This is a genomic window from Georgenia satyanarayanai, assembly GCF_009193135.1.
GTDB classification, from domain to species: domain Bacteria; phylum Actinomycetota; class Actinomycetes; order Actinomycetales; family Actinomycetaceae; genus Oceanitalea; species Oceanitalea satyanarayanai.
In genome coordinates, this window is record NZ_VUKC01000009.1 from 39,019 (window position 1) to 53,319 (window position 14,301).

A 14,301-nucleotide genomic window follows, 5' to 3' on the forward strand; every position below is an offset into this window, starting at 1 on the left:
GGTGCGCCACCGTACGATCGGGCGCAGCCGACCGGAGGAACCATGCGCTCGTTCACCGTTGACCTCAGCGACGCCGTCGACCCCCTCGTGCTGGCCGTGGACGTCGGCTCGACGGCGAGCCGCGGCGGGCTCTACGACGCCCGCGGGCTGCCGGTCGCCGGGCTGCGGCACAAGGTGCCGCACGCCTTCACGACGGCCACCGACGGCACCTCGGTCATCGACCCCCTCCGGGTGGTCGACGAGGTCGCCGCGATCGTCGACGCGCTCGCCCGCCCCGAGCTCGCGGGCCGCATCGCGGGGGTCGCGCTGGACACCTTCGCCTCCTCGCTCGTCGGCGTCGACGCCGCGGGCGAGCCGCTCACCCCGTGCTACACCTACGCCGACTCCCGCTGCGGGCCCCAGGTGGCGGCGCTGCGCGCCGAGCTCGACGAGGCCGAGGTGCAGCAGCGCACGGGCACGCGCCTGCACTCGAGCTACCTGCCCGCGCGCTTGCGCTGGCTGAGGGAGACCGAGCCCCGACTGTTCGACGAGGTCGCCCGCTGGATGACCCTCGGCGAGCTCGTCGTCCTGCGCCTCACCGGGGCCACCGCCGTCGGCACGTCCGCGGCGGCCTGGTCCGGGCTCCTCGACCGCCTCACCGGCACGTGGGACCCGCGGATGCTCGCCGTCGCGGGCATCTCCACCGAGACCCTGTCGCCCGTCCACCACCCCGACCACCCGCTCACCGGTGTGACGACGCGCTGGCCCGCGCTGGCGGGGGCGGCGTGGTTCCCGGTCGTCACCGACGGCCTGGCCGCGAACATCGGGACGGGGGCGACCGACGCGCGCACCGTCGTCGCGTCCTTCGCGACGAGCGGCGCCGTGCGGGTGCGCGTCCCGGCCGAGGTGCCCGAGCTGCCCTCGGGCCTGTGGGCCTACCGGGTGGACGCCGAGCACGCCCTGCTCGGCGGTGCCCTCAATGACGTCGGGCGCGGCGCGAGCTGGCTGGAGGCGACGCTGCGGCTGGACGACGTCGACCTCGACGCCGTGCTCGCCGCCGACGTGGACCCGGCGACGCCGCTGGCGCTGCCCTTCCTCACCGGTGAACGCAGCACCGGGTGGGCCGCCGACGCGCGCGCCGTCGTCGCCGGCCTGTCGGCCGCCACGACGCCCGCGGCGATCGCGCGCGGCATGCTCGAGGGCGTGGCCCTCAGCTACGGCAGGGTCATCACCGAGCTCACCCGGGTGGCGCCGGTGCCCGAGCAGATCCTCGCGAGCGGCCGGATGAGCCAGGCGCTGCCCCACCTGCTCCAGCTCCTCGCGGACGCCACCGGCGTGCCGGTGACGCCGGTGACGATCAAGCGCTCGACCCTCCACGGGACCGCGCTGCTCGCGCTGGAGACGCTGGCGCCCGGGACGGAGCGGGCGGCGCCCACCACGGCGGCGACCGTCGAGCCGGTGGCCGCCCGCGCCGACTACTACGCCGAGCGCGCCGAGCGCTTCGCCGCGCTCTACTCCGCCGTGGTGGGCTGACCGCTCACAGGTGGTAGGAGATGTCCGCGTCACCGCGCAGCTGCTCGAGGAGCGCCTGGACGGCCTCGCTCTCGTGCTCCTGCGCGAGCTGCGCCTCGATCTGCGGGCGCACCTCCTCGAACGCGGGCAGCTCGCCCTCGGCCCCGCCCTGCTCGGCGGCGGAGTCGTAGAGCTCGCGCGCGTCCTCCTCCGAGGGGGTGAACTCCCCGGCCTCGTCGGCGAAGAGCTGCTCGAGCACCGTCTGCTCCTCGATCTGGGCGACGGCCTCCTCGCGGCCCAGCCCCTGCTCCTCGAGGGCGGTGAAGAGCTCGTCGGCCGACCCGAGGCCGCTGGAGGCGGCGATCTCCTCGGCCGCGGCGTCGATCTCCTCCTGCGTGGGGGCGATCTCACGGGCCTCGGCCTCGGCCAGGAGCAGCTCGGTGTCGACCAGGCCCTCCGCGGTGCGCTGCTTGAGGGCCTCCTGGTCGACCTCCTCGCCCGTCATCTGCGACTGCATGAACGCCTGCTGGAGCTGGCCCTCGTACACCTGGGTGAACTCCTCCAGGGTGACCTCGGTGCCGTCGACCTCGGCGACGACGTCCGGCAGGCCCTCGAGGTCCGGCGCGGGAGGCGTCGGGGACTCCGGGGCCGCGCTCTCCTCAGCGGCGGGCGCGGTCGTCTCCGCGGTCTGGTCGGCGTCGTCGTCGCCCGATCCGCAGGCCGTCACGGCCAGCAGGAGGGCAGCGGTCGCCACGGCAACCTTGGTTCGCATGGGGGGTTCCTCTCCGGAGACGAGGGTCCAGCGTGCGCGCCGCACCGCCCCCCACGCAAGTGCCGCCCGCCGAGCGCCCCGGTGCCACCCGCCCGCCCGGTCACCGCCGACAGCCGAGTTGCCGCCGGTGCCCCACCCGGCTGCGCTCTCGGCGAACGCGTCAGCCGAGCCGGACGTCGACGGCGTCGGCGTGGGCGGGGAGGTCCTCGGAGACCGCCAGCGCACGCAGCGGCCCGGCGACCTTCCGCAGCGCGGCGTCGTCGTACTCGATGACCTGGACCGGCTTGAGGAAGGCCATGACGCTGAGCCCCGAGGCGAAGCGGGCCGTGCCTCCGGTCGGCAGGACGTGGTTGGACCCCGCGAGGTAGTCACCCAGCGGCACCGGGCTGTAGGGGCCGACGAAGATCGCGCCCGCGTTACGGATCCGCTCGGCGACGGCTGCGGCGCCCGCGGTCTGGACCTCGAGGTGCTCGGCCCCGTAGGCGTCACACACCGCGATCCCGTGCTCGAGGTCCGTGACGAGCACGGTGCCCGACTGCGGGCCGGTGAGCGCGGTGCGCACCCGCTCGGCGTGCGTCGTCGCCGCGACCTGCCGCTCGATCTCGGCGTCGACGGCGTCGGCCAGCCCCACGCTGTCGGTGACGAGGACGGAGGCGGCGGCGGGGTCGTGCTCGGCCTGGGAGATGAGGTCCGCCGCGACGAACCGCGGGTCCGCGCCCCCGTCGGCGAGGACGGCGATCTCGGTGGTGCCGGCCTCGGCGTCGATGCCCACCCGGCCCATGACGGCGCGCTTGGCGGCGGCGACGAAGATGTTTCCGGGGCCGGTGACGACGTCGACCGGCGCGCACAGCCGCGGCGCGTCGGCGGTGCCCGCCTCCCCCGCGGCACCGTGGGCGAGCATGCCCACGGCCTGGGCGCCGCCGACGGCATAGACCTCCTCGACGCCGAGCAGCGCGCAGGCCGCGAGGATCGTCGGGTGGGGCAGGCCGCCGAAGGCCCGCTGCGGCGGGCTCGCGACCGCCAGCGAGCGCACGCCGGCCACCTGCGCGGCGACGACGTTCATCACGACGCTCGAGGGGTAGACCGCCAGGCCGCCGGGCACATAGAGGCCGACCCGGCGCACCGGCACCCAGCGCTGGCGGACGTGGCCGCCGGGCAGGATCTCCGTGTCCCTCTCCGTGGGGAGCTGGGCGGTGTGACCGGCGCGGTTGTGGGCGATCGACAGCTCCAGGGCCTCGCGCACCTGCGGGTCCAGCCCCTCGAGCGCCTCGGCCAGCGCCTCGGCCGGCACCCGCAGGTGCGCGGGCCGCACGCCGTCGAGACGCTCGGCGAGATCGCGCAGCGCGGCGCCGCCACGGGCGCGGACGTCCTCGATGATCGGGAGCACCTGGGCCATGGCGGCCTCGACGTCGAGCGTGGCGCGCGGCAACACGTCGACGAGGGCGTCGGGGGTCAGGTCGGTGGCGCGGAGGTCGATTCGCCGGAGCATGTGTCCGATCGTATGACGCGCGGCGGGGCGCGGTGGGGGCCGTCCAGCCCACGACAGGGCATGATCGGTGCCATGGAAGCGCAGAACGTCGTGCCCGTCGACGGGGAGATCCGGCTCGGGCAGTTCCTCAAGCTCGCCTCGCTCGCCGAGTCCGGCGCGCACGCCCGCGAGCTCATCGCCGAGGGCGAGGTGAGCGTCGACGGCGTCGTCGAGACACGCCGCGGGCGACAGCTCGCCGCGGGAGCCCGCGTCGAGGTGAGCACGCCGGGCGGGGTGCTCGTCGCCGTCGTCGGCTGACCGCTACAGACCCACCGCCCCGAATCTGTGCGGGTCCGCACCCCGCCCCGCACCGGCCACTCGTTAGCGTGGCCGGTGTTCCCCCACGAGAGGTAAGTCATGACCACGACCACCCCCGCTGTCCTCGCCGACTCGCTGCCCGCCGGCCTCGTCCGGGACGCGTCACTCGTCGCCGCCGGCGCCGCCGTCACCGGCGTCCTGTCCCAGGTGGTCGTGCCGCTGCCCTTCACACCCGTCCCCCTGTCGCTCGGCACCTTCGCCGTCCTCCTCGTGGGTGCCTCGCTCGGACCGGTGCGCGGGGCACTGAGCATGGTGCTCTACCTCGTGGCGGGCGTGGCCGGCGTGCCGTGGTTCGCCGAGCAGTCCTCGGGGTGGCACACGGCGTCCTTCGGCTACGTCATCGGCTACGTCCTGGCCGCCGGGATCGTCGGCGCGCTGGCCCGCCGCCGCGCGGACCGCAGCCCGCTCGCGATGGCCGGTGCCGCCGCCCTGGCCACCCTCGCCGTCTACGCCGGCGGCGTGCCGTGGCTCATGGTGAGCCTCGGGGTCGGCCTCGGTGAGGCGCTCGTGCTGGGCGTCCTCCCCTTCCTCCTCGGCGACGTCCTCAAGGCCGCGGCCGCCGCAGGTCTCCTGCCCGCCACCTGGCGGCTGCTGGGCCGCCGGGACTGAGCCACCCCGGGCGGAGGGCAGCGCGTGCTGCGGGTCGCGCTCCTCGGGAGCGTCTTCCTGCCCGCCCTCGTGCTCGAGCCGCTGGCCCGCGAGCTCGAGCTCCTCGGGTCGGTGACCGCCGTCGTCGGCGTGGCCGAGGCCCCGGACCCGGCCCGGGCCCTCGCCGCGTACGAGGCCGCGCTCGCGGGCCGGGGCTGGGACGTCGTCGTCGCGCACTCCAACGCGGGCCTGTACGTCCCCGCCCTGGCGGCGCAGCGCGCCGTGGGCGGTGCCGTCCTCGTCGACGCGGCGCTGCCCGCGCCGGCGGGCGGCCACCACCCCGTGGTGCCGGCCGCGCTCCGCGGCGCCCTCGCCGAGCAGGCGACCGACGGCCTGCTCCCACGCTGGACCGAGTGGTGGCCCGCGGAGGACGTGCGGGCGCTCTTCCCCACCTCGCGCAGCCACGCCGCCGTCCACGCCGCGACGCCGCGGGTCCCGCTGTCCTACCTCGACGGGACCGTCGCGGTGCCCGCCGGGTGGACCGACGGCGTGCGGGGCGCCTACCTCGCCTTCGGCGACACCTACGCCGACGAGCGCCGGCAGGCGCGGTCCCTGGGCTGGCCCACCCGCACCCTGCCCCTGGGCCACCTCGGCCTCCTCACCGACCCGGCGGGCGTCGCCCGCGCCGTGCACGAGCTGGCCGCAGGGTTCACACGACGGTTGCCTGCCTGAAACGTTCCCGGAACGGCGCAGGACGATGCTGGGCCCATGGCACACCACGACGACCGGACGGCCGACCTCACCTGCGAGGTCTGCGGACGCCTTCCCGAGCCGCGCAAGGGACGCCTGACGGCGGCCAGCATCCTCGCCCTGCTCCCGGTGGAGCTCGCGGTGCACGCGGCGGTCGTCGGGAGCGGGCTGCCCGTCCTCGCCAAGGTCCTCGTGCTCACGGCCACCGCGACGGCGCTGGCCGTCTGGGTCGCCGAGCCCTCGATCATGCGCCTCCTGCGACGCTGGCTGCACGCCCCGGTCCTCCGTGAGCACCGCCGGCTCGACTCGGCCGGCTCGCTGTGGCGCCTGCGCACCACGGTCCGGGACACCCCGGGCTCCCTGGAGGCGGTCACGCGCCAGCTGCGCCTGCTCGAGGGGAACATCCTCAGCGTGCACGTGCACCCGGGCAGCGACGGCGTGGTCGACGAGTTCGTCGTCGACGTCCCCGAGTGGATCACCGCCCGCGACCTCGTCGAGGCGGTCGAGGACGGCGGGGGCCGTGACCCGCAGGTGTGGCCGACGACGGCGCTCGCCCTCGTCGACAGCCCGACCCGGGCGCTGTGCACGGCCCTGCGCGTCGCGGAGGCGCCGCACGAGCTCCCCGAGGCCGTCGCCGACCTCCTGGACGCGGAGGTGGTCGACGGCGGGCCCGGCGACCCGACCTCCCACCTGTCCGGCGACGCCACGCGGATGAAGGTCCACGCCGGCTGGCGCGGTGCGGTCGTGCTCGCCCGGGCGGGGCAGCCGTTCACGCTCGCCGAGTCCGCCCGGGCGCACCGCCTCGCCGAGCTGGCCGAGCTCGTCGACGGCGTCCGGCTCACCGGCCTGGGCGGGGTGTCCGGTCACGCCGACCGTTGAGCCCGGTGGCGAGGTCGGCCGAGGCCACGCCTCCCGGGCACCCTGCCGTGGGGACCGCTACACGAGGCAGCCGGGGCCGAGGAGGGTCTTGAGGTCACCGAAGAGGGCCGTGGAGGGCTCGACGCGGAAGCTGTCCTCCAGGCGCATGGTCGTCGACCGGCCGGGGCTGGTGAGGCGCAGCCGCACCTCCGAGCTGCCCGGGTGGTCGGTGAGGATGCCCTTGAGACGTTCGACGAGCGGCGCCGTGCACCGGTTGGCGGCCAGCGTGAGCTGGACCGGTCCGTCGGTGGCCTGGGAGACGTCCGGCAGGGTCATCTCCGAGGCGTAGATCGTCGGGATGTCGTCGCGCCGGTTGAGGCGGCCCTTGACCGTGATGATCGAGTCGTCGGCGAGCATGGTCGAGACCGTCGAGTAGGTCTGCGGGAAGAACAGCACCTCGATCGCGCCCTCGAGGTCCTCGACGGTGGCGATCGCCCACGGGTTGCCGTTCTTCGTCATCTTCCGCTGCAGGGAGGTGACGAGCCCGGCGATGGTGACGGTGGAGCCGTCGGACCGGGTCTCGTCGGTGAGCAGCGTGGCGATCGAGACGTCCGCCGCCCGCTGCAGCACGTGCTCCAACCCGAACAGCGGGTGGTCCGAGACGTACAGCCCGAGCATCTGGCGCTCGAAGGCAAGCTTCTCCGGCTTGTCCCACTCGGGCAGGTCGGGGATGTCGATGGTGAAGCCGGCGCCGCCCGCGCCGCCGTCGCCGCCCAGCCCGGCGAAGAGGTCGAACTGGCCGACCGCCTCGTTGCGCTTGACGTCGATGACCATGTCGATGGCCTCCTCGTGGCGGGCGAGGAGGGCGCGGCGGGTCTGGCCCAGGGAGTCGAAGGCCCCGGCCTTGATGAGCGACTCGATGGTGCGCTTGTTGCACACGACCGCGGGCACCTTGTCGAGGAAGTCCTGGAAGGAGGTGAACTCCCCCTTCTCCTCGCGCGTGGTGATGATCGCCTCGACGACGTTCGCGCCGACGTTGCGGACGGCGGCGAGACCGAAGCGGATCTCCTCCCCGACGGCCGCGAAGGACCCCACCGAGGTGTTGACGTCCGGCGACAGCACGCTGATGCCCATGTGCCGGGCCTCGCCGAGGTACAGCCCCAGGCGGTCCTTGTTCACCTGCGTGGAGGTGAGCAGGGCGGCCATGAACTCCGTGGGGAAGTTCGCCTTCAGGTACGCGGTCCAGTAGGAGATGATCCCGTACGCCGCCGAGTGCGCCTTGTTGAAGGCGTAGTCGGAGAAGGGCAGGAGGATGTCCCACAGCGTCTTGACCGCGGCCGGGGAGTAGCCGCGCTCGAGCATGCCGGCCTCGAAGCTGGCGAACTGCTTGTCCAGCTCGGCCTTCTTCTTCTTGCCCATGGCGCGGCGCAGCAGGTCGGCCTGACCGAGCGTGTACCCGGCGACCTTCTGCGCGATCGCCATCACCTGCTCCTGGTAGACGATCAGGCCGTAGGTGGTGCCGAGGATGTCGGCGAGCGGCTCCTCGAGCTCGGGGTGGATGGGCTCGATCTGCTGCTGGCCGGTCTTGCGCAGCGCGTAGTTCGTGTGGGAGTTCGCGCCCATCGGGCCGGGCCGGTACAGCGCGCCGACGGCGGAGATGTCCTCGAAGTTGTCCGGGCGCATGAGGCGCAGCAGGGTGCGCATGCCGGCGCCGTCGAGCTGGAACACGCCCAGGGTGTCCCCGCGCCCGAGCATGGCGTAGGTGAGGGGGTCGTCCAGCGGCAGGCGCTCGAGGTCGGGCGCCTGCTTGCCGTTCCGCTCGATGTTCTCCAGGGCGTCGTCGATGACGGTGAGGTTGCGCAGGCCGAGGAAGTCCATCTTGAGCAGCCCGAGGTTCTCGCACTGCGGGTAGTCGAACTGCGTGATGATCGCGCCGTCCTGGGGGCGCAGCATGACGGGGATGACGTCCTGGAGCGGCTCGCTGGACATGATGACGGCGCAGGCGTGCACGCCCCACTGCCGCTTGATGCCCTCCAGGCCCTGGGCGGTCTCGACGACGGCCTGGGCGTCGGGGTCCGCGGCGTGGAGCTGGCGGAACTCCTCGGCCTCGGCGTAGCGCTTGTCACGCGGGTCGAAGATGCCCGCGAGCGTGATGTCCTTGCCCATGACCGACGGCGGCATGGCCTTGGTGAGCTTCTCCCCCATCTGGAAGGGGAAGTCCAGGACGCGCGCGGAGTCCTTGAGGGCCTGCTTGGCCTTGATGGTGCCGTAGGTGACGACCTGGGCCACGCGGTCGTCGCCGTACTTCTCGGTGACGTAGCGGATGACCTCACCGCGCCGGCGCTCGTCGAAGTCGACGTCGAAGTCGGGCATCGAGACGCGGTCGGGGTTGAGGAACCGCTCGAAGATGAGGCCGTGGACGAGGGGGTCGAGGTCGGTGATGCGCAGCGCGTAGGCGACCATGGAGCCGGCACCGGAGCCACGGCCGGGGCCGACGCGGATGCCCTGCGACTTGGCCCAGTTGATGAAGTCGGCGACGACGAGGAAGTACCCGGGGAAGCCCATCTGGGTGATGACCTCGACCTCGTACCGCGCCTGCTTCTCGACGTGGTCGGGCACGCCGTCGGGGTAGCGGTAGTTCAGGCCCTTCTCCACCTCCTTGACGAACCACGAGTGCTCGTCCTCCCCCGCGGGCACGGGGAAGCGGGGCATGTAGTTCGCGCCGTCGGCGGCGGTCCGGAAGGTGACGTCGCACTGCTCGGCGACGAGCAGGGTGTTGTCGCAGGCCTCGGGGAGGTCGCGGAAGACCTCGCGCATCTCGGCCGCGGGGCGCAGGTAGTAGGTGTCACCGGTGAAGGCGAAGCGGCTGCCGCCCTGGTCGTAGCTCGGCTCGGTGAGCTTGCTGCCCGACTGGAGGGCGAGCATGACCTCATGGGTGCGGGCGTCGTCCGGGCGCGTGTAGTGGGAGTCGTTGGTGGCCAGCAGCGGCGCGCCGATGTCCTTGGCCAGGCGCAGGAGGTCGGTGACGACCCGGCGCTCGATGTCCAGGCCGTGGTCCATGAGCTCGACGTAGTAGTTCTCGCGGCCGAAGATGTCCTGGAGCTCGCGGGCGGCGCGCAGCGCCTCGTCGTACTGGCCGAGGCGGATGCGGGTCTGCACCTCACCCGACGGGCAGCCGGTGGTGGCGATGAGGCCGTCGGCGTGGGTGGAGATGAGCTCGCGGTCCATCCGCGGCCACTTGCCCATCTGCCCCTCGATGGAGGCGCGCGAACCGAGCCGGAAGAGGTTGTTCATGCCCTGGTTGTTGCGGGCCAGCAGCGTCATGTGGGTGTAGGAGCCGCGGGCGGAGACGTCGTCCTTGGCCTGGTGCTCCTCGCCCCAGCGCACCCGCGACTTGTCGAAGCGCGAGGTGCCGGGCGTGACGTAGGCCTCGAGGCCGATGATCGGCTTGACGCCGTGCTTCTGGGCGCTGGACCAGAAGTCGAAGGCCCCGAAGAGGTAGCCGTGGTCGGTGATCGCCAGCGCGGGCTGACCCATCCGGGCGGCCTCGCCCAGCAGCTCGTCGACCTTGGAGGCACCGTCGAGCATCGAGTACTCGGTGTGCACGTGGAGGTGGGTGAAGTTGTCGGATCCTCCAGCAGCCATGCCCGCCAGTCTAGGTCGCGGGACCGACAGGACCGGCCACCCCGAGGGGAGATCCAGGTCGCTCGGCGTGTCGCCGCCGCCTGTCCGGGTCAGGCCTCGACCAGCTCCGGCTCCCAGTGGGCGAACCGCGCCAGCGACGACAGTGCAACGGCCGCGGGGGTGGCCCGCACCAGCAGGTCACGCACCGCGACGAGCGGCGCGGAGCGCAGCTCGTGCCCGAACCGGCCGCTCCAGCGGGAGGCCCGGGCCACCGCCTGTGACCGCGGCCGCCGGGTGCGGTCGTAGACGCGGAGCGCGGTGGGGACGTCGTCGTCGTAGCGGGCCAGCGCTCGCCCGAGCACGACGGCGTCCTCCAGTGCCTGCGCCGCGCCCTGCCCGAGGTTCGGCGTCATGGCGTGGGCGGCGTCCCCGAGCAGGGCGACAGCGCCGGTGACGTAGCCGGGCAGCGGCACGGCGAGGTGGTGCAGGTCGTGGCGCAGCACGGCGCCCGGCTCGGTGGCGGCGAGGAGCTCGGGGATCGGGGCGTGCCAGCCGGCGAAGCGCGCCCACAGGTGGCCGGCCTCGTCGGCGAACCGGTGCCCGACGGGGGCGCCGGCGACGGCCGCGAACCAGTAGACCCGCCCGTCCACCAGCGGCACCGTGCCGAACTCCGTGCCCGGGCCCCACGTGACGGCACCGACGAGGTCGAGCGGCCACCGGTCCGCGGTCACCGAGCGCCAGGCCGTCACGCCCGTGTGGGCCGGGCCCGGGTGGGCGGGCCAGAGCCGGCGACGCACGGCCGACCTGATGCCGTCGGCCCCGACGACGAGCTCCGCGGTGACCGTGTGCCGCTGCCCGTCACGGACGACGGTCACCGACGCGGGTGGTCCAGCGGTGACGTCGACGACCTCGGCGCCCGTGACGAGTGCGCCGGCGGGCAGCGCCGCGCGGAGCACCCGGTGCAGCTGCTCGCGGTGGATCCCGATGACCGAGGTGCCGAGCTCCCGTTCCAGGGCGGCGCCGTCGACCCGCGCGAGCCAGCGCCCTGAGCGGTCACGGACCCCGCCACCGCCCTGGGGCACGGCTGAGGCGCCGACGGCCGCGGCGAGGCCGAGCTCGCGCAGCGCCCGCTGCCCGTTCGCCATGATGGTGAGGCCCGCGCCGATCTCCCCGCCCTCGGCGGAGCGTTCCAGCACGGTCACGTCCCAGCCCGCGCGCCGCAGCGCGATCGCTGCGGCGAGCCCGCCGATGCCGCCACCGACGACGACCCCGGTGCGTGCGACCACGACGACTCCTCTCGGTCCTCGGCTCGCTCAACCGGTGAGGGTGCGGGCCATGTCCTGGTGCCAGATCGCGGCGTCGAGGTACCGCTCGCCGGACACGACGGAGAAGCCGAGCCGCTCGTAGAAGCCCATTGCCGACTCCTGGGCGCTGAGCACGACCTCGACGGCGGGCGGCTCGCCCGCGGCGTGCCGCTCGAGGGCGATGTCCGCCAGCGCGGTGACGAGCCGGGCTCCGACGCCGCGGCCCCGGGCCACCGCGTGGACGGCCAGCCGCCCGAGGTGGACGTGGCCCGGCGCGTCGAGCAGCAGCCGCCCGGTGCCGAGCACCTCCCCGGTGGCCTCGTCGACGGCGAGCACGTGGGTGGTGGTCGGGTCCTCGTCGAGCTCGTCCACCTCGATGTCCGCGGGCACGCCCTGCTCGTCGACGAAGACGGCGAAGCGCACCCGCCAGGCGGCCTCGAGCTCCTCACGGGTGGTCACGGTGCGCACGACCACGCTCACCGGCGTCCCTCCCGCACCATCTCGAGCGCGGCGGCGAGGTCCTGCGGGTACTCGCTCGTCACGACGAGCTGCCTGCCGTCGCGCGGGTGGGCGAAGCCGAGGCGCACCGCGTGCAGCCACTGCCGGGTGAGCCCCAGCCGCTGGGCGAGGACCGGGTCGGCGCCGTACGTCGTGTCCCCGAGGCAGGGGTGGCGCACGGCGGAGGTGTGCACCCGGATCTGGTGGGTGCGGCCGGTCTCGAGGTGGATCTCGAGGAGGGACGCCCCGGACATCGCCTCGAGCGTCTCGTAGTGCGTGACGGCGGGCTTGCCGTCGGCGACGACGGCGAAGCGGTAGTCGTGCCGCGGGTCGCGTCCCACCGGGGCGTCGATGGTCCCGGCGAAGGGGTCCATGTGGCCCTGGACGAGGGCGTGGTAGACCTTCTCGACCGTGCGCTCCTTGAAGGCGCGCTTGAGGACGGTGTAGGCGAGCTCGGACTTGGCCACGACCATGAGCCCGGAGGTGCCGACGTCGAGCCGGTGGACGATGCCCTGCCGCTCGGCCGCCCCGGACGTCGACACCCGGTAGCCGGCGGCGTGGAGGCTCCCGACGACGGTGGGGCCCTGCCAGCCCGGGCTGGCGTGGGCGGCCACCCCGACGGGCTTGTCGACGACGACGACGTCGTCGTCCTCGTGGACGACCACCAGGCCGGCCACGGGCTCGGGCGGCGGCGCCGACGGGGCGTCGGGGAGGGTGACCTCGAGCCACCCGCCGGCGACGAGACGGTCGGACTTGGCGAGGGTGCGGCCGTCGAGCACGACCCCGCCCTCGGCGGCCAGCTCGGCGGCGCGGGTGCGGGACAGGCCCAGGAGCCGCGCCAGGGCGGCGTCGACACGCTCCCCGGCGAGGCCGTCGGGGACCGGCAGGGAGCGGGTCTCAGGCATCGTCGTCGGAGGTCGTCAGCCGGATCTCGCGCCGGCTGCGCGGGTGCCGCCGGGGCGCCTCGGTGGGCTCGGTGCCCTCGCCGGACGTCGCGCCTTCGCCAGCGGCCGTCTCCTCGGCCGGCCGCACCGCGGTCCACGCGGGGGTGATCGGAGCGGAGGACGGTGCCTCACCGGCCGGCGTGGGGGTGACGGACGCGGAGCCCGCGCCGCTCACCCAGGTGGCGACGTCCACGCCGTCGTCGTCGGTGGCGCGTGGCACCTCCGGGGAGAAGTCCCTCTCGTCGACCAGCGGCTCCTCGCTCACCGGCTCGGCGTCGTCGTCGGCGGCCGCCGCGGGGTCGTCGTCCTCGCGGCGGGTGACGACGCGGGTGCCGTCCACCTCGATGCCGAGCAGCGCGAGGACGGCGATGAGGCCGGCGGCGAGGACGATGGCGATGTCGGCGACGTTGCCGACGAACCAGCCGTTGTAGTTGATGAAGTCGACGACGTGGCCGCGGGCGAAGCCGGGCTCCCGCAGCAGCCGGTCGTAGAGGTTGCCGAGGGCGCCGCCGAGCAGCATCCCCAGGGCCAGCGCCCACGCGGCCGAGCGCAGGCGCCGCGCGACCCGGAGGACGACGACGACCACGACGAGCGTGATGATCGTGAAGATCCACGTCATGCCGGTGGCGAAGGAGAAGGCGGCGCCCGGGTTGTAGATGAGCTGCCAGCCGAGAAGATCGCTGACGAGCGGGACGTACACCCCCTGCGTCAGCCGCTCCTCGGCGAGGTACTTCGTCGCCTGGTCGATGCCGGCGATGCCGAGGGCCAGGGCGACGAGGACGATGACCATCCCGCGTCTGCCCCGCTGCTGCTGGGTCATGCGTTCCCTTCCTTGACATGCGACGACGGCGGCGGCCCGCTGGGCCGCCGCCGTCGTGTCACGCTCAGCGACCGAACTGTGCCGAGCCGGAGTCACCACGCCCGGAGACGTTGCCGCGCCCCTCGACGTCCGACAGGAGCGACTCGAGGTAGCTCTTCAGGCGCGTGCGGTAGTCGCGCTCGAAGACGCGCAGCTCGTCGATCTTGCGCTCGAGGAGCGAACGCTCCTGCTCGAGCTGGGCCAGGGTGCGGTTGTGCGTGTCCTCGGCCTCGCGGACGATGCGGTCCGCCTCGGTGCGGGCCTCGTGGAGGATGCGCTCACCCTCCTGCTTGCCGTTGTTGACGTACTCGTCGTGCACGCGCTGGGCGAGGGCGAGCATGCCGGTGGCCGACGTCGGCTCGTCGGCGTTCTCGGTGACGCTCTCGGCTGGCGTCGGGGCCGCGGCCGCGGCCGGCGGCGCGAAGGAGGGCTGCGGCTCTGGCTCGGGCTCGGGCTCGGGCTCCGGCTGGGGCTCGGGCTCCGGCTCGGGCTGCGGCTCCGGTGCCGCGGCGACGGCCGTGGGCTGCTCGCCGCTGCTCAGCTCGGCGACGCGGCGCTCGGCGGCCGCGAGCTTCGCCTTGAGCTCCTCGTTCTCGTTGCTGAGCGTGCTCAGCGTGTTGACGACCTCGTCCAGAAAGTCGTCGACCTCATCCTGGTCGTAGCCCTCCCGGAACTTCGTCGGCTGAAACTTCTTGTTCAGCACGTCGTCTGCTGTGAGCAGCGCCATAGTCGTCACCTCAGTAAGTCAGTCGTTCGGTCGTGAGCGT

The 14,301-nt window shown here is 73.9% G+C and carries 13 protein-coding genes; 5 read left to right on the plus strand and 8 right to left on the minus strand.

Translation table 11 applies throughout. The features are described from left to right. Nucleotides 1–42 precede the first annotated feature (42 nt). Complete coding sequence (locus GD632_RS10910; RefSeq protein WP_152192027.1) at nt 43–1,512, plus strand: gluconokinase; 1,470 nt, start codon at nt 43–45, stop codon at nt 1,510–1,512. 4 nt (nt 1,513–1,516) lie between these two features. Here GD632_RS10910 and GD632_RS10915 read toward each other — a convergent pair whose 3' ends face one another. Together GD632_RS10915 and hisD are read right to left on the minus strand one after the other, a co-directional pair. Continuing rightward, on the minus strand, nt 1,517–2,263 hold the full coding sequence (locus GD632_RS10915; RefSeq protein ID WP_152192029.1) for a SurA N-terminal domain-containing protein: 747 nt from the start codon (nt 2,261–2,263) through the stop codon (nt 1,517–1,519). Between the two features lie 160 nt (nt 2,264–2,423). Next, a complete protein-coding gene (gene hisD / locus GD632_RS10920) occupies nt 2,424–3,752 on the minus strand; it encodes a histidinol dehydrogenase (RefSeq protein ID WP_152192031.1) in 1,329 nt (442 codons plus the stop codon). A 72-nt stretch (nt 3,753–3,824) separates the two neighbouring features. On the opposite strand from hisD, the gene GD632_RS10925 reads away from it, so the two are divergent. From GD632_RS10925 to GD632_RS10940, 4 genes are all read left to right on the plus strand, one after another. Then, nucleotides 3,825–4,049, plus strand: a complete 225-nt coding sequence (locus GD632_RS10925; protein WP_152192034.1) for an RNA-binding S4 domain-containing protein — start codon at nt 3,825–3,827, stop codon at nt 4,047–4,049. A gap of 99 nt (nt 4,050–4,148) precedes the next feature. Next, nucleotides 4,149–4,718 (plus strand): biotin transporter BioY, encoded by a 570-nt coding sequence (locus tag GD632_RS10930; RefSeq protein ID WP_152192037.1) that lies wholly within the window; start codon nt 4,149–4,151, stop codon nt 4,716–4,718. A gap of 24 nt (nt 4,719–4,742) precedes the next feature. Next, nucleotides 4,743–5,429, plus strand: a complete 687-nt coding sequence (locus GD632_RS10935) for a hypothetical protein (protein ID WP_152192039.1) — start codon at nt 4,743–4,745, stop codon at nt 5,427–5,429. Nucleotides 5,430–5,465: 36 nt separating this feature from the next. Then, nucleotides 5,466–6,326, plus strand: a complete 861-nt coding sequence (locus tag GD632_RS10940) for an amino acid-binding protein (protein ID WP_152192041.1) — start codon at nt 5,466–5,468, stop codon at nt 6,324–6,326. Nucleotides 6,327–6,383: 57 nt separating this feature from the next. Here GD632_RS10940 and dnaE read toward each other — a convergent pair whose 3' ends face one another. From dnaE to GD632_RS10970, 6 genes are all read right to left on the minus strand, one after another. Further along, nucleotides 6,384–9,950: a DNA polymerase III subunit alpha gene (dnaE, locus tag GD632_RS10945; RefSeq protein ID WP_152192043.1), complete on the minus strand. Its 3,567-nt coding sequence runs from the start codon at nt 9,948–9,950 to the stop codon at nt 6,384–6,386. Nucleotides 9,951–10,039: 89 nt separating this feature from the next. Next, the gene (locus GD632_RS10950) at nt 10,040–11,215 is read right to left on the minus strand and encodes an FAD-dependent monooxygenase (RefSeq protein ID WP_152192045.1); all 1,176 of its coding nucleotides are present in this window, start codon (nt 11,213–11,215) and stop codon (nt 10,040–10,042) included. A 27-nt stretch (nt 11,216–11,242) separates the two neighbouring features. After that, a complete protein-coding gene (locus GD632_RS10955; RefSeq protein WP_152192047.1) occupies nt 11,243–11,713 on the minus strand; it encodes a GNAT family N-acetyltransferase in 471 nt (156 codons plus the stop codon). Beyond that, nucleotides 11,710–12,636 (minus strand): RluA family pseudouridine synthase, encoded by a 927-nt coding sequence (locus GD632_RS10960; protein WP_152192049.1) that lies wholly within the window; start codon nt 12,634–12,636, stop codon nt 11,710–11,712. Before GD632_RS10960 ends, GD632_RS10955 begins: the two co-directional genes overlap by 4 nt. Further along, nucleotides 12,629–13,495 (minus strand): signal peptidase II, encoded by an 867-nt coding sequence (lspA, locus tag GD632_RS10965; RefSeq protein ID WP_152192051.1) that lies wholly within the window; start codon nt 13,493–13,495, stop codon nt 12,629–12,631. Before lspA ends, GD632_RS10960 begins: the two co-directional genes overlap by 8 nt. A gap of 64 nt (nt 13,496–13,559) precedes the next feature. Beyond that, nucleotides 13,560–14,261: a DivIVA domain-containing protein gene (locus tag GD632_RS10970; protein WP_152192053.1), complete on the minus strand. Its 702-nt coding sequence runs from the start codon at nt 14,259–14,261 to the stop codon at nt 13,560–13,562. Nucleotides 14,262–14,301 lie beyond the last annotated feature (40 nt).

What these genes read in the sequence shown, in the direction of transcription:
- GD632_RS10910 (WP_152192027.1), top strand. Translation starts at nt 43, where the DNA reads ATGCGCTCGTTCACCGTTGACCTCAGCGACGCCGTCGACCCCCTCGTG.
- GD632_RS10915 (WP_152192029.1), bottom strand. Translation starts at nt 2,263, where the DNA reads ATGCGAACCAAGGTTGCCGTGGCGACCGCTGCCCTCCTGCTGGCCGTG.
- hisD (WP_152192031.1), bottom strand. Translation starts at nt 3,752, where the DNA reads ATGCTCCGGCGAATCGACCTCCGCGCCACCGACCTGACCCCCGACGCC.
- GD632_RS10925 (WP_152192034.1), top strand. Translation starts at nt 3,825, where the DNA reads ATGGAAGCGCAGAACGTCGTGCCCGTCGACGGGGAGATCCGGCTCGGG.
- GD632_RS10930 (WP_152192037.1), top strand. Translation starts at nt 4,149, where the DNA reads ATGACCACGACCACCCCCGCTGTCCTCGCCGACTCGCTGCCCGCCGGC.
- GD632_RS10940 (WP_152192041.1), top strand. Translation starts at nt 5,466, where the DNA reads ATGGCACACCACGACGACCGGACGGCCGACCTCACCTGCGAGGTCTGC.
- dnaE (WP_152192043.1), bottom strand. Translation starts at nt 9,950, where the DNA reads ATGGCTGCTGGAGGATCCGACAACTTCACCCACCTCCACGTGCACACC.
- GD632_RS10960 (WP_152192049.1), bottom strand. Translation starts at nt 12,636, where the DNA reads ATGCCTGAGACCCGCTCCCTGCCGGTCCCCGACGGCCTCGCCGGGGAG.
- lspA (WP_152192051.1), bottom strand. Translation starts at nt 13,495, where the DNA reads ATGACCCAGCAGCAGCGGGGCAGACGCGGGATGGTCATCGTCCTCGTC.
- GD632_RS10970 (WP_152192053.1), bottom strand. Translation starts at nt 14,261, where the DNA reads ATGGCGCTGCTCACAGCAGACGACGTGCTGAACAAGAAGTTTCAGCCG.